We start from the raw sequence: 13,770 nt of genomic DNA on the forward strand, positions 1-13,770 counted from the left end.
GCATGAGCACGGATCACGTCAGCGTCGACTGGGATCACGCCCGCGACACGAACCGCGCGAACTGGGACGACCGGGTGCCGATCCACGAGGGTGCCTACGCCATCGACGATCTGTCCGACCCGGCGCACCGCTCCGACGTCGTGCGCGACGACCTGCCGGTGTTGACGCCCTGGCTGCCGAACGGCTCGCTCGCCGGCCTCGACGTCTGCCACCTGCAGTGCCACATCGGAACCGACACGGTGTCCCTCGCACGCGAGGGCGCCCGGCTGACGGGCGTCGACTTCTCCCCGGCGGCCCTCACCTCGGCCGCTGCACTCGCATCGCGGCTCGGACTCGACGTCACCTGGGTCGAGACCGACGTGCTCGACGCCCGGGCCGCGGTGAGGGGCGACTTCGACGTCGTCTACACGAGCATCGGCACGATCTGCTGGCTGCCAGACCTGGACCGCTGGGCCGCGCAGGTCGCGGAGCTGCTGCGCCCGGGAGGCGTGTTCTTCATCCGCGACGGCCACCCCGCGCTCTACGCCCTCGACGAGACCGCCGACGAGCTCGTCACCCGGTACCGGTACTTCCCGGACGGCACCGCGCAGCAGTGGGACGACGCCGGCACGTACGCCGGCGACGGCACCGTGGCGAACACCAGGACGTTCGAGTGGCCGCACCCGCTGTCCGAGATCGTGAACGCCCTGCTCGGAGCCGGACTCCGCCTCCGCTGCCTCGACGAGGGCCGCACCCTGCCGTGGCGGTTCAGCCCGCGGATGGAGGACACCGGAGACGGGTCGTGGGCCTGGCCCGAGCCCGACCGCGACCGCATCCCGACGACGTACACGATCGTCGCGACACGCGACTGAGGACAGACTGGAGGCCCGGTGCCAGCTGGCACCGGGCCTCCAGTCCGTCCTGTGGTCACGTGACGGGCGTCAGGTCGCTTCGCCGTCGAAGGGTGGCGCTTCGCCGACGGCCAACGGCACCACGGGTGCCGTCGCACGCACCTTCGACGCGGTCACCTGCGCCGTCTCGACCGCAGCGACACTGCTGCCGGAGTCGAGGAGGGCGTCACGGATGATCCGGCGAGGGTCGTACTGCCGCGGATCGAGCTTCTGCCACTCGATGTCGTCGAACTCGGGGCCCATCTCCTCGCGCATCCGGTCCTTGGCGGTGTCGGCGAACCGACGGACGGCCTTGACGAACTCGGCGAGTTTCTGGGCGTACATCGGCAAGCGCTGCGGCCCGAGCAAGAGCACGGCAATGATCCCGATGATCAGGATCTTGTCGAGCGGGATGTTCACGAGAGCGAGCCTAACCCGTGCGGCTCCATCGCACCCCGTAGAGTTGTCATCCGAACGGAGTGTGCGTGTCAGAGAAAGAGTCGAACTGGAAGTTCGCCGAGGACATCGTCTCGGAGTCAGAGGCGATCGTCCGTGCTCGTGAACACTCCCTGGAGCTCGGGGTCGAGGCGATCTCCCCCGCGATCGGTGCGCAGATCGGCGTCATCGCAGCGGCGTCCCGTGCGTCGAGCATCATCGAGATCGGGACCGGGCTCGGCGTCTCCGGCCTGTACCTGCTCGGCGGCGCCCCCGATGCGACCCTGACCACGATCGACATCGAGGTCGACCACCAGCAGTTCGCCCGCGACGCCTACATCAGCGCCGGGACCGCTCCCGCCCGCATCCGGCTCATCCCGGGTCGGGCGAACCAGGTGCTCCCCCGGATGAACGAAGCGTCGTACGACGTCGTGCTCGTCGACGCCGACCCCGAGCACGTCATCGAGTACGTCGAGCACGGGCTGCGGCTCGCGCGCCTCGGCGGGACCGTCCTCGTGCCGCACGCGCTCTGGCGCGGCCGCGTCGCCGACCCGGTGAAGCGCGACCGGGCGACGACCGACTTCCGGCTGCTGCTCACCGAGGTGTCGACGTCGGGTGCCGTGCGGAGCGCGCTGTCGCCGGCCGGCGACGGGCTGCTGCAGCTGACGAAGGTCACCGCGTAGCGTCAGAAGTACCGACGGACGTCATCGGCGAAGCGTGGGACGCCAGCTCGGCGCAACGTCTCGAGAACGTCGACGATCGACTGCGGCGGGTCGACGTAGTCCTCTGCGAGCTCGCCGAGGACCCTGGTGACCGCGCCGGGGTACAGGTCGAGTTGGTCGAGCAGGAACTCGTCCGGGTGGACCGCCTCGACGTCCAGCGCCGCCAGGGACGACGGTGGGAAGTCGCGGAGGTTGAACGTCACGAGGACGTCAGCGCTCCCCCGCACCGCGGCCGCCAGCACGTGCCGGTCCTTCGGGTCGCACGTCAGCCCGTCGACGAGATCGTCGTGACCGGTCACGAGCGCGTCCGGGAAGTACGTTCGCATCATCGCGAGGCGACGGTCGATACCGGCGGCGTCGATCCCGCCGTCGACCGCGTTCCGGCGGACCTCGTCGAGGACCTCGTCTGACCAGAGTGGGCGGAACACGCCTTCGTCGGCGAGTCGGAGGAGCAAGTCCGAGAGCGTGATCCCGTAGATCGTGCAGGCGTCGAAGAAGGCCGGGAACGCCACCGTCAGCGCTCCGCAGCCCCGTCAGCTTGCTCCGGAGCGTGCTGCTGACTGCGCCCCATGGCCTGGTCCTCACGTGCAGCCGCTCGCAGGGCCGCACGCCGGCGGATCCGGAAGTGTTCTTGGAACGAGACGAGGTCTCGCAGCAGCACACGGCGGTGCCGACCGCGCCGCTCGAACGAGATCGACCCGTCCTCGAGGTACTTCACCAACGTCGGGCGCGAGACCCCGAGGAAGTCAGCGGCCTGCTGGGTCGTCATCTGCGTGTCGTTCCGCGCGACGGTCACCCCGCTACCGCTGGCCAGCGCGTCCGCGACCTGCTCGAGGACCTCGAACACCTCGGCCGGGATCGCCCGCACCCGGCCGTCCGGCGCGCGCAACTCGGCGGTCCGACCGGCAAGGGCTTCGCGTTCGATCTCGTGCAGGAGCTGCGCGAGGCCGATCAGGTCGTTGCGGTCGTCGCCCGGGAAGTACGTGCGCGACGACACCTGGCGTCCGCTCGGCTCGGTGGTCATCGACATGACCCGAGCCTAATCGAAAGAACCGAAAGCCGCGCGATCACTCCAGGTGCCGCAAGTACCGTTCCGGCGACTCGAGGAACGCCCGCTGGTTCCGCACCAGGTCGAGGTCGGCCCACTCCGTCCGACGCAGCCCCCACTCGCCCACCTCGTGGATGGTCGCCCCGGGGAACGCCGCGAGCACGGGTGAGTGGGTCGAGAGCAGGACCTGACCGACACCGCTCTCGACGATCGACTGCAGCACGGCGATGAGTGTCAGGCAGCCGGAGAACGACAGCGCCGACTCCGGTTCGTCGAGGATCCAGAGCCCCGGCCAGCGCGCACGGTCGATGACGAAGTCGAGGAACGACTCCCCGTGGCTGCGCTCGTGGAACACCGGCTCGGGGCGGCTGCGGTTCGGGTTGTCCTCGAGGTAGGTGAAGAAGCCGTGCATGGTCTCTGCCCGCAGGAAGAAGCCGCCGCGGGGCGCCCCGAAGTCCCGGCGCAGGACGATGTGCTCCCACAGGCTCGACTCGGAGGGCCGGGTCGAGTGGTTCGCACCGGTCGAGCCGCCTTCCGGTGACATGCCGAACCGGAGCGCGATGGCCTCGATGAGGGTCGACTTGCCGACTCCGTTGTCGCCGACGAACACCGTCACCGGGTCGAGGTCGAGCCCCTCGTCGAGCAGCTGCCGGACCGGGGCGAGCGTCGCCGGCCACACGTCGCGCGGCATCCTGTCCGGATCGAAGTACTCCTCGACACGGCGGATGGGCATGTGGGTCCTCGGCACGGCACCATCCTGCCGGACGCGACCGACAGCCCCGGCTGCAGACGACTGGCCCGGATGCAGACGACTGGCCCGGAACGTACACGTTCCGGGCCAGTCGTTCTGGTGCGTCGACGTACTAGGCCGAGACGACCTCAGCGAGTGCGTCGTGGAGTTCCTTGGCCTCGGCGTCGTTGACCGAGACCACCAGGCGGCCTCCACCTTCGAGCGGAACCCGCACGATGATGAGTCGACCCTCCTTAACAGCCTCCATCGGCCCGTCACCGGTCCTCGGCTTCATGGCTGCCATCAGATGTCCCCTTTCGTGCAGTACATGCCGTCCCATTATCTCGTATCGATGGGGCAACTGCGAAACCGCCCAGGTTGGGGGTGTCGGATTGCCGTGTTCTTGCGGCTTTCGTTCCTAACCTTGGCAGATGCCGAACATCCGCTCAATGCGCCGTCAGTCCCCAGAGCGGGGCGGAGGGCCGGTCGAGCGGTTGCGGACGCGGGCCGAACGGTTGAGTGCCGGGACCGAGCAGCCGCTCGTGCGGGCGGATGACGCGGTACCGGCCGGCCTGCGCGTCGGCGCGGCCTTCACGTGGCGCATCCTCGTGGTCGCCGCGGGGCTCGCCCTGCTGGTGACGATGGTGATCCTGCTGCGGGACATCGTCGTCCCGTTCCTCATCGCCCTGCTGGTCTGCGCGCTCCTGATGCCGATGTCGTCGTTCCTGCAGCGACACCGGTGGCCGAAGTGGACGGCGGTGCTGTCGAGCCTCGTCGCCCTGGTGCTGGTGATCGGCGGGCTGGCGCTCCTCGTGACGCAGCAGATCCGCTCGGCGCTGCCGTCGCTCGAACACCGGCTGCACCACAGCGCGTCGTCGTTCCGGACCCTGCTCGACAGCGAGCCCTTCGGGATCACCGCGAAGGACGTGAACGGCTGGGTCTCGGACGGGTTCGACTACCTGCAGGCGCACGCCGCAGCGATCCTGTCCGGGTTCCAAGCGGCCGGGACGGGTGCGGTGCACGCACTCGAGGGTCTGTTCATCATCGTGTTCACGACGATCTTCGTGCTCATCGACGGTCCGCGCATCTGGGGTTGGGTCGTCCGGGTGTTCCCGCGGCGCGCCCGTGCCCGCATCGACGTCGCCGGGCACGCCGGGTGGAAGACCCTGACGAGCTTCATCCGGGTGCAGCTCGTCGTCGCGGTCACGGACGCGCTCGGCGTGGTCATCGGTGCGCTGGCCCTGCAGATCCCGCTGGCTCTGCCGATCGGCGTGATCGTGTTCATCGGGGCGTTCGTCCCCGTGGTCGGCGCGATCGTCGCGGGCGGCGTGGCCGTCGTCATCGCCCTCGTGTTCAACGGGTGGGTGCCGGCGCTGGCGATGCTCGGCGTCGTCATCGTGGTGCAGCAGCTCGAGAGCCACGTGCTGCACCCGTTCCTGACCGGGACGGCCGTCAAGGTGCACCCGCTCGGGGTGGTGCTCGGCGTCACGGCCGGCACGACCCTCGCCGGCGTCGTCGGGGCGTTCTTCGCCGTGCCGTTCATCGCCACCGTGAACGCGATGGTCGTCGCGGCCGCGAAGTGGCGACCGGGCGATCCCGAGCCGGGATCAGCGACCGATCACGGCGGGGTCCAGTCGTAGCCGTCGACCCACCAGGTGTAGTACAGCCACACCCACTGCATCCCGACGAACGCCACGACGACCGCCACCCGGTAGACCCGTGACCGCGGCAGCGCCACGATCCCGAGCAGCGGCGCGATCGGCATCAGGATGCGCCACGTGCTCGACTGCGGGAAGAACACGGCGAGCAGGTACACGACGTAGGCGATGCCCCACAGTCGCAGTTCCAGCCCGACCCGACGGGCAGCGGGCATGCAGACGAACACGGCGAACGCGACGACCACGAGCGCGAGCAGGACCCCGCCTGCCGGCTGCCCGAACCACCAGCCGAAGCCCTGGACCCACGGCGCGAACGGCACGAGTTCCTGCCAGCCGATGTACGACGAACGCCAGGCGAGCTCGGTGTCGGTGTACGCCTTCGGCACCCCGGTGGCCGCCCACGCGATGGCGGGCCAGGCGAGCCCGACCAGCCCGGACACCACCGCGACGACCGCCGGCGGGACGAAGCGCCGGAGCGTCAGCGGCTCGGACGAGCGCACCCAGGCCGGCCGGATGAACCAGGCGCCGAGGAACAGCACGACGAGCAGCGCGAACGCCAGCCCGGTCGGTCGGGTCATGCCGAGCAGCAGCACGACGGGCAGCATGGTCCACCACCGCCGGTCCACCATGAGCAGCAGCGCGACGATGAGCAGGAACAGCCCCATCGACTCGGCGTACGCCACCTGGAACATCGCGGAGACCGGTGAGACGCACAGGAGCACCGTCGCGAACGTCGCCCGCGCCGGATCGAGGAATCGTCCCATCAACCGGCGGAACACGAGCGCCGCACCCAAGCCCGCCAGCAGGGACACCGACACGGCGACGAGCTCGAACGACGCGCCGGTCAGGAGCATCAGGCCGCGCACCAGGAACGGGTACGCCGGCATGAACGCCCACGCGTTCTCGGTCACGTGCCCCGCGGCGTCCACGGGCAGGGTCGACGGGTACCCGCCGGTGGCGATCACCCGGTACCAGGCACCGTCCCAGATCGACGCGAACGACAGGTAGGCGGGGTGCTGCACGGTGAAGGAGTTCGCCGCCTGCACGCTCGCGAACGCCTGCAGCATCACGCCGGTGACGATCCGGGCGAGCACGTAGACGACGGTGATCCGCACCCACCACGGCACGACCCGGTACCGGGCGCGCCAGCGAGCACGGGAGGGGGTCGGCCGGGAGACCCCGGCCGTCGTCAGGCCGTCAGCCACCGACGGAGGCCGGCCTCGACCGCGGTGATCTGCTCGACCGGGACCTGCTCGTCGTCGTGGTGGGCGAACACCGGCTCACCGGGGCCGTAGTTGACCGCGGGGACACCGAGCGCGGAGAACCGTGCGACGTCGGTCCAGCCGTACTTCGGGCGGGGAGCGGGGCCACCGACCGCGGACACGAAGTCCTGGGCGAGCGGCGCGTCGAGGCCCGGTCGGGCGCCCGCGGCGAGGTCGACGATCGTGACCTCGTAGCCGTCGAAGAGCTCGCGGATGTGCGCGACGGCCTCGTCGGCCGACCGCGACGGGGCGAACCGGTAGTTCACGTGCACCATCGCCTCGTCGGGGATGATGTTGCCGGCGATGCCGCCGCTGATGCCCACCGCGTTCAGGCCCTCGCGGTACTCGAGGCCGTCGACCGTGACGGTGCGGGGCTCGTACGCGGCCAGGGTCGCGAGGATCGGTGCCGCCTTGTGGATCGCGTTGTCGCCGATCCAGCTGCGGGCGCTGTGCGAGCGCTTGCCGAACGTGCGGATCTCGGCGCGGAGGTTCCCGTTGCAGCCACCCTCGATCTGCGCGCCGGAGGGTTCGCCGAGGATCGCGAAGTCGCCGGCGAGCAGCTCGGGTCGGGTGCGAGCGAGGCGACCGAGGCCGTTCAGCAGGTCGCTGACCTCTTCGTGGTCGTACCAGACCCACGTGACGTCGACCGAGGGGTCGACCAGGTCGTACGCGAGCTTGAGCTGCACCGCGCACCCGGCCTTCATGTCGACGGTCCCGCGGCCCCAGAGGATCTCGGTGCCGTCCTCGGCGGTCCGGAACTCGGTCGGCAGGTTGTCGTTGAGCGGCACGGTGTCGATGTGCCCGGCGATCACGACGCGGCGGTCGCGGCCGAGGTTCGTGCGCGCGACGATCGCGTCGCCGTCGCGGATCACCTCGAGGTGCGGCAGCGGCGCGAGCACCGCCTCGATCGCGTCGGCGAGGGCCTGCTCGTTGCCCGACACCGATTCGATGTCGCAGATGGCGCGGGTGATGTCGATGGACGAGGCGGTGAGGTCGAGCTGCTCCGGCATGCGGTCACCTTATCGGCCACCGCTTGCGTCGCGCTGGCCCACGGCACTGCGGGCCGGGAGGCGCGGTGCGGCTCCGCAGCGTCCGTCCGGTCGGTCGGTGCTCCCGTCCGGGGCCTCGGTACCCTGGTGCGGTGACCGACACGACCGCTGCCGCCGACCCGACCGCCGCCACCGACCGCCCGACCCACGCCTGGGGCCACGGCCTCGCGACGATCGCCGCCGACGGCACGACCCTCGACACCTGGTACCCGGAGACCCACCTCGGCCCGCTGCCGGCCGACGCGGTCTTCCCGGCCGAGCTGCAGGCGCACGTCGGTGACGACCCCCGCCGGGAGGTCCGGATCGAGGCCGTCACCACCGAGGTCACGATCGACGCCGCCCCGACCAGTACCGAGGACGCGTACCTGCGCCTGCACCTGCTGAGCCACCTGCACGTGCGCCCGAACACCATCAACCTCGACGGCGTCTTCGGCCACCTGCCGATCGTCGCGTGGACCAACGCCGGGCCGGTCCACCCGGGGTCCCTGACGCGACTCCGCCCGTCGCTGCAGCGCGCCGGCATCGCGGTCCACGCGATCGACAAGTTCCCCCGTCTGGTCGACTACGTCGTGCCGGACCGTGTGCGGATCGGCGACGCCAACCGCGTCCGACTCGGCGCACACCTCTCCCCCGGCACGACCGTCATGCACGAGGGCTTCGTGAACTTCAACGCCGGCACCCTCGGCGACGCCATGATCGAGGGCCGCGTCTCGCAGGGCGTCGTCGTCGGCAACGGCACCGACATCGGCGGCGGGGCGTCCATCATGGGCACGCTGTCCGGCGGCGGTACGCACCGGGTCTCCCTGGGCGAACGTGCGCTGCTCGGTGCGAACGCGGGGCTCGGCATCTCGCTCGGCGACGACTCCGTCATCGAGGCGGGCCTGTACGTCACCGCGGGAACGAAGGTCGTCCTGGTCGGCGCCGTCCCGAACCCGGACGGCACCCCCAAGACCGTGAAGGCCGCCGAGCTCTCCGGCACCCCGAACATCCTGTTCCGTCGCAACAGCCTGTCCGGCGCCGTCGAGGCCCTGCAGCGCAAGGGCGAGGGCATCCAGCTGAACACCGCCTTGCACGCGTAGCCGAGGCGCCCTCGAGCGGTCACGACACGTCGTCGGCGTGCGCCGAGGGCGCACGAACTGTCGCCGTGGCACCCGCCCGGCAACAGTTCGCGACCACTCGGCGGAGGTGAGCGGCGCGTCCTGCGATCGCGCACGCACCGACGCACGCACGGGAGGCCCGGTACCGGTCCACGAGACCGGCACCGGGCCTCCAGTCGGTTGCGCCCCGTGCGCCTGCCGCACCCGCGCAGTCCGCTCCCGCCGCGCCCCGCGCCCCGCGCGTCGAGCCCCGCGCGTCGAGCGGGCGAAATGCCAGGGTGCCTCCGTGACCCACCCCGGGGTTTTCGCCCGCTCGGCCAGCCGCACCGACGGCGCTCGCCGCCCGACACCCGCCCGCCGCGACGAACGGGCGAAATGCCCGCGTCCGAGCGCGACGCACCTGGGCATTTCGCCCGCTCGGCCAGCCGCACCGACTGCGCACGCCGCCCGACACCCGCCCGCCGCGACGAACGGGCGAAATGCCCGCGTCCGAGCACGACGCACCTGGGCATTTCGCCCGCTCGGCCAGCCGCACCGACTGCGCCCGCCGCCCGATACCCGCCCGCCGCGGCGAACGGGCGAAATGCCCGCGTGCCTCCGCGAGGCACCCCGGTATTTCGCCCGCTCGGCCGGCCGCAACGGCGAGCAGCACCGAACGGCGAGCAGCACGGCACGGCAGGCGCACGAAGAAACGCCCCACCCACGGAACCGTGGGCGGGGCGCTCGTGAGCGCGTCAGCGCGCGGGGATGTCCCGCTTCGGCGCACCCACGTACAGCTGCTGCGGGCGACCGATCTTGTTGAGCGGGTCGTTGTTCAGCTCACGCCACTGCGCGATCCAGCCGGGCAGGCGCCCGATCGCGAACAGGACCGTGAACATGCGCGGCGGGAAGCCCATCGCCTTGTAGATGATGCCGGTGTAGAAGTCGACGTTCGGGTAGAGCTTGCGCTCGATGAAGTACTGGTCGCTCAGCGCGATCTGCTCGAGCTCCTTCGCGATGTCGAGCAGATCGTCCTGCACTCCGAGGGACTCGAGGACCTCGTCGGCGGACTCCTTCACGAGCTTCGCGCGGGGGTCGTAGTTCTTGTAGACGCGGTGCCCGAAGCCCATGAGCTTCACGCCGCGCTCCTTGTTCTTCACCCGCTCGACGAAGCGCTGCACGGGCTCGCCGGAGTCCTTGATCTGCTGCAGCATCTCGAGCACGGCCTCGTTCGCACCGCCGTGCAGGGGGCCGTACAGGGCGTTGATGCCGGCGGAGATCGACGCGAACATGTTCGCCTTCGTCGAGCCGACCATGCGCACCGTCGCCGTGGAGGCGTTCTGCTCGTGGTCCTCGTGCAGGATCAGGAGTCGGTCGAGGGCCTTGGAGAGCACCGGGTTCGGCTGGTAGGTCTCGGCCATGGTGCCGAAGTTGAGCCGCAGGAAGTTGTCGACGAACGACAGCCCGTTGTCCGGGTACAGGAACGCCTGCCCGATGGACTTCTTGTGGGCGTAGGCGGCGATGACCGGGAGCTTGGCGAGGAGCCGCACGGTCTGCAGCTCGACCTTCTCCGGGTCGTCGACGTCCATGTCGTCCTCGTAGTAGGTCGACAGGGCGCTCACGGCGCTCGACAGCACGGACATCGGGTGCGCGGAGTGCGGCAGGGCGTCGAACAGCCGACGCAGGTCCTCGTGCAGCAGCGTGTGGCGACGGATGCGGGCGTCGAAGTCGGCGAGCTCGGACTCGCTCGGGAGCTCGCCGTAGATCAGGAGCCAGGCGACCTCGAGGAAGGTGCAGTTCGACGCGACCTGGTCGATCGGGTACCCGCGGTAGCGCAGGATCCCCTCGTCGCCGTCGATGTAGGTGATCGCGCTCTTGGTCGAGCCGGTGTTCACGAACCCGTAGTCGAGCGTGTTCATCCCGGTCTGCTTCTTGAACGTCGAGATGTCGATGACGGCAGCGCCGTCGACGCTCGGCAGGATCGGGAACTCCGCCGTGCCACCCGGGTACGTCAGCGTCGCGGTCTCGGCCGTCTGCTCGGCAGCGGGACTCACGGGGACGGGCGTGGTGGGCGGTGTGGCCGTCTTCTGAGCGTCGTTGGCAGTGTCAGTCACGAGGACAGCCTAATCGCGGCGTCTGTCGCTCGTGCACACATCGATGGTCACGACTTGGTGGGAACCACCGGTTGCGCTCGAGCCGAGCAGCGCGCGGTCGCGCGTCACGACTCCCGCGGTCGCCCGCTACGCCGTGCCGAGTCGACGACTGCTGGCCAGTCGCTGGGCCGCCGCGGCGATGCGCTCGTCGGTGGCCGTGAGGGCCACGCGGACGTGTTCGCCCCCGGCAGCGCCGTAGAACGTGCCCGGTGCGACGAGGATGCCCCGGTCGGCCAGCCAGGACACCGTGTCGAGTGCGGGCTCGCCGCGGGTGGCCCAGAGGTACAGGCCTGCCTCGCTGTGGTCGACCCGGAACCCGGCGTCGACGAGTGCCCGTCGGAGCATGTTCCGGCGGGCGCGGTACCGGGCCTTCTGCTGCTGCACGTGGGTGTCGTCCTGCAGCGCCGTGATCATCGCCTGCTGGACCGGCAGCGGCGGCATCAGGCCGGCGTGCTTCCGGACGGCGAGCACGTCGGCGAGGACGGCGGCGTCACCGGCGACGAAGGCCGCCCGGTACCCGGCGAGGTTCGACTGCTTCGAGAGCGAGTACACGCTGAGGACGCCGTCGAGGGAGTCACCGACCACACGCGGGTCGAGGATCGTCGGCGTCGGGGTGGTCGCGTACTCGGGGTCCCACCCGAGCTCGGCGTAGCACTCGTCGCCGACGATCACGGCGCCGAGAGCACGGGCACGCGCGACGGCGGCACGGAGCTCGTCGATCGACAGCACCCGGCCGTCCGGGTTGCCGGGTGAGTTCAGCCAGACGAGCTTCGTCGAGGCCGGCCACGCGGCGGGGTCGTCGGACGCCAGGGCATCCGCGCCGACCAGGGCGGCACCGAGCTCGTACGTCGGGTACGCCGCGGCCGGGAACACCACGGTGTCGCCCGTGCCGATGCCGAGCCAGAGCGCGAGCCCGGCGATGAACTCCTTCGAGCCGATCGTCGGGAGCGTGTTCGCCTCGGTCAGGGTCACCCCGTGGCGTCGCCCGTACCAGTCCGCGATCGCCTGACGCAGGGCGGGGGTGCCGGCGACCTGCGGGTAGGCGTGCGCCTCGGTCGCCTCGGCCAGGGCGGTCTTGACCACCTCGGGCGTGGGGTCGACGGGTGAGCCGACGCTGAGGTCGACGATGCCGCCCTCGTGTGCTGCGGCCCGCTGCTTGAACGGGACCAGCTGGTCCCAGGGGAAGTCGGGGAGGTCGAGCGCCACGTGTCGGCCGTTCAGCCGCGCGGGGGCTCGGCCATGACGACGGGGTGGTCCTTGTGGATCACACCGACCTTCGCGGCACCGCCGGGCGAACCGACTTCCTCGAAGAACTCGACGTTGGCCTTGTAGTAGTCGGCCCACTCGTCGGGCAGGTCGTCCTCGTAGTAGATCGCCTCGACCGGGCAGACCGGTTCACACGCACCGCAGTCGACGCACTCGTCGGGGTGGATGTACAGCGACCGGTCACCTTCGTAGATGCAGTCGACCGGGCATTCGTCGATGCAGGCGCGGTCCTTGACGTCGACACAGGGCTGGGCGATCACGTAGGTCACGGTTCGGGTGCTCCCTTCGACGAGCGGGTTCGAGTCTACTCGCGGCCGGGGGCGGTCCGGGACCGCAGCCCCGACAGGTCCGGCCACGCCAGCACGAGCGCGGCGATCACGGCGGGGGCGAACGTCCAGACGTACCCGGCGGCGTTCGCGAGCACGAGCGGGGAACTCTGGCCGCCGACGGACACGAGCACCTGGGTGGCGACGATGACGCCGATGCCGATCGCCGCGACCATCGCCCGCGAACGGTAGACGAGCCGGACCCCGACCGTCAGCCCGAGCACGATCAGGGTGGTCAGCACCATGCCGACCGGGAACGAGCCGAGCGTCTGCTGGTGCGTCACGGTGCCGAGGCCGCCCGCGACGAGACCGAGCAGGAGCGCCACCACCACGGCGGTCGCCTTGCCCTGCCCGGACATCTCGGCGTAGGTCTGCGGGGCCGGGGCCTGCGGTTCGGTGCCGTGGCGGAACGCCTCGACGGACGGTGCGTGCTGCCGGACACCGTGCGGCATCACCCACGACAACGCCGTCGGGTCCGCCGGGTCGACGGGGTCGACGGCGACCTGCGAGCGGTACTGCTCGACGGCGGCGCGGACCTTCGCCCGCACGGGCAGGACGTCGACCGTGACGTCCGCCGCGCCGGACTCCGGGTCGACGATCATCGAGAAGGCGACGTCCTCGGCCTTGGCGGCGTACTGGGCCGCGTGGTGGACGCGGACGTGGTCCGGGTGGCCGTACCCGCCGTCGTCGGCGTAGCTCACGACGGCGTCGGCGCCGGTCGAGCGGATCGCGGCGCGGATGTCGTCGACGACCTCGCCGAGGTCCGCGGCGGTGAGCGAGTCGGCCGGGGCGTCCTCGGCCGCGACCGCGCGTCCGTCGTCTCCCCAGCGCATGCCGGAGTCGACGTAGCGACGTTCGGGCAGGTCGGTCGGACGGGCGCCGCGGCCGCCGAGCCAGAGGTGCGCGGGACCGCCGAGGGCAGCGAGCGCCGCGGCGATCTCGGTCTCCCGGTGGCGCGCGACCCGGGGGCCGTCGCCGGCGAGCGGGGCGAGCTGCTCGGTGAGCATCTCCCCGCGCTCACCGCGGGTCGCCGTGAGCACGGTCACCTCGGCACCGAGCTCCAGGAGGGTGGCGATCGTGCCACCGGACGACAGCGTCTCGTCGTCGGGGTGGGCGTGCACGAACAGGACGCGCTCGGCGCGGGTGACGGGGGCCTTCGACATCGCCCCCAAGGGT

At 70.9% G+C, this 13,770-nt stretch carries 15 protein-coding genes; 4 read left to right on the top strand and 11 right to left on the bottom strand.

Features of this window, described 5'->3' with window-relative positions:
* The first annotated feature begins 2 nt into the window (after positions 1 to 2).
* Positions 3 to 851, top strand: coding sequence for a bifunctional 2-polyprenyl-6-hydroxyphenol methylase/3-demethylubiquinol 3-O-methyltransferase UbiG (locus tag EDF19_RS02165; protein WP_123679284.1), 849 nt, complete (start codon positions 3 to 5; stop codon positions 849 to 851).
* A 69-nt stretch (positions 852 to 920) separates the two neighbouring features.
* Here EDF19_RS02165 and EDF19_RS02170 read toward each other — a convergent pair whose 3' ends face one another.
* On the bottom strand, positions 921 to 1,289 hold the full coding sequence (locus EDF19_RS02170) for a twin-arginine translocase TatA/TatE family subunit (RefSeq protein ID WP_123679285.1): 369 nt from the start codon (positions 1,287 to 1,289) through the stop codon (positions 921 to 923).
* Positions 1,290 to 1,354: 65 nt separating this feature from the next.
* On the opposite strand from EDF19_RS02170, the gene EDF19_RS02175 reads away from it, so the two are divergent.
* On the top strand, positions 1,355 to 1,987 hold the full coding sequence (locus EDF19_RS02175; protein WP_123679286.1) for an O-methyltransferase: 633 nt from the start codon (positions 1,355 to 1,357) through the stop codon (positions 1,985 to 1,987).
* Between the two features lie 2 nt (positions 1,988 to 1,989).
* Here EDF19_RS02175 and EDF19_RS02180 read toward each other — a convergent pair whose 3' ends face one another.
* The 4 genes from EDF19_RS02180 to EDF19_RS02195 form a co-directional block, all read right to left on the bottom strand.
* Positions 1,990 to 2,538, bottom strand: a complete 549-nt coding sequence (locus EDF19_RS02180) for a PIN domain-containing protein (RefSeq protein ID WP_123679287.1) — start codon at positions 2,536 to 2,538, stop codon at positions 1,990 to 1,992.
* Between the two features lie 2 nt (positions 2,539 to 2,540).
* Positions 2,541 to 3,056, bottom strand: coding sequence for a helix-turn-helix domain-containing protein (locus tag EDF19_RS02185; RefSeq protein WP_221180602.1), 516 nt, complete (start codon positions 3,054 to 3,056; stop codon positions 2,541 to 2,543).
* A 37-nt stretch (positions 3,057 to 3,093) separates the two neighbouring features.
* A complete protein-coding gene (locus EDF19_RS02190; protein ID WP_123679288.1) occupies positions 3,094 to 3,822 on the bottom strand; it encodes an AAA family ATPase in 729 nt (242 codons plus the stop codon).
* Between the two features lie 115 nt (positions 3,823 to 3,937).
* Positions 3,938 to 4,108: a DUF3117 domain-containing protein gene (locus tag EDF19_RS02195; RefSeq protein ID WP_017887054.1), complete on the bottom strand. Its 171-nt coding sequence runs from the start codon at positions 4,106 to 4,108 to the stop codon at positions 3,938 to 3,940.
* 238 nt (positions 4,109 to 4,346) lie between these two features.
* Between EDF19_RS02195 and EDF19_RS02200 the strand changes: the two genes are divergently transcribed.
* The gene (locus EDF19_RS02200; protein ID WP_221180603.1) at positions 4,347 to 5,444 is read left to right on the top strand and encodes an AI-2E family transporter; all 1,098 of its coding nucleotides are present in this window, start codon (positions 4,347 to 4,349) and stop codon (positions 5,442 to 5,444) included.
* On the opposite strand, the gene EDF19_RS02205 is transcribed toward EDF19_RS02200, so the two are convergent.
* A complete protein-coding gene (locus tag EDF19_RS02205; RefSeq protein ID WP_123679290.1) occupies positions 5,423 to 6,667 on the bottom strand; it encodes a hypothetical protein in 1,245 nt (414 codons plus the stop codon). The two genes, EDF19_RS02200 and EDF19_RS02205, sit on opposite strands and share 22 nt — an antisense overlap.
* Positions 6,652 to 7,734, bottom strand: coding sequence for a succinyl-diaminopimelate desuccinylase (gene dapE, locus EDF19_RS02210; protein ID WP_123679291.1), 1,083 nt, complete (start codon positions 7,732 to 7,734; stop codon positions 6,652 to 6,654). The genes EDF19_RS02205 and dapE overlap by 16 nt, the downstream gene beginning before the upstream one ends.
* A 131-nt stretch (positions 7,735 to 7,865) precedes the next feature.
* Between dapE and dapD the strand changes: the two genes are divergently transcribed.
* Positions 7,866 to 8,852, top strand: a complete 987-nt coding sequence (dapD, locus tag EDF19_RS02215) for a 2,3,4,5-tetrahydropyridine-2,6-dicarboxylate N-succinyltransferase (RefSeq protein WP_123679292.1) — start codon at positions 7,866 to 7,868, stop codon at positions 8,850 to 8,852.
* Between the two features lie 752 nt (positions 8,853 to 9,604).
* Here dapD and EDF19_RS02220 read toward each other — a convergent pair.
* The 4 genes from EDF19_RS02220 to EDF19_RS02235 all read right to left on the bottom strand — a co-directional run bounded on the left by EDF19_RS02220 (position 9,605) and on the right by EDF19_RS02235 (position 13,757).
* Positions 9,605 to 10,903, bottom strand: coding sequence for a citrate synthase (locus tag EDF19_RS02220; protein WP_123679293.1), 1,299 nt, complete (start codon positions 10,901 to 10,903; stop codon positions 9,605 to 9,607).
* A gap of 186 nt (positions 10,904 to 11,089) precedes the next feature.
* Positions 11,090 to 12,208, bottom strand: coding sequence for a succinyldiaminopimelate transaminase (gene dapC / locus EDF19_RS02225; RefSeq protein WP_123679294.1), 1,119 nt, complete (start codon positions 12,206 to 12,208; stop codon positions 11,090 to 11,092).
* A gap of 11 nt (positions 12,209 to 12,219) precedes the next feature.
* Positions 12,220 to 12,537, bottom strand: a complete 318-nt coding sequence (fdxA, locus tag EDF19_RS02230) for a ferredoxin (RefSeq protein WP_058728223.1) — start codon at positions 12,535 to 12,537, stop codon at positions 12,220 to 12,222.
* 35 nt (positions 12,538 to 12,572) lie between these two features.
* Complete coding sequence (locus EDF19_RS02235; protein WP_185022631.1) at positions 12,573 to 13,757, bottom strand: PIG-L family deacetylase; 1,185 nt, start codon at positions 13,755 to 13,757, stop codon at positions 12,573 to 12,575.
* Positions 13,758 to 13,770 lie beyond the last annotated feature (13 nt).

It is taken from the genome of Curtobacterium sp. PhB115, assembly GCF_003752025.1.
In the GTDB taxonomy this organism is placed as follows: Bacteria; Actinomycetota; Actinomycetes; order Actinomycetales; family Microbacteriaceae; genus Curtobacterium.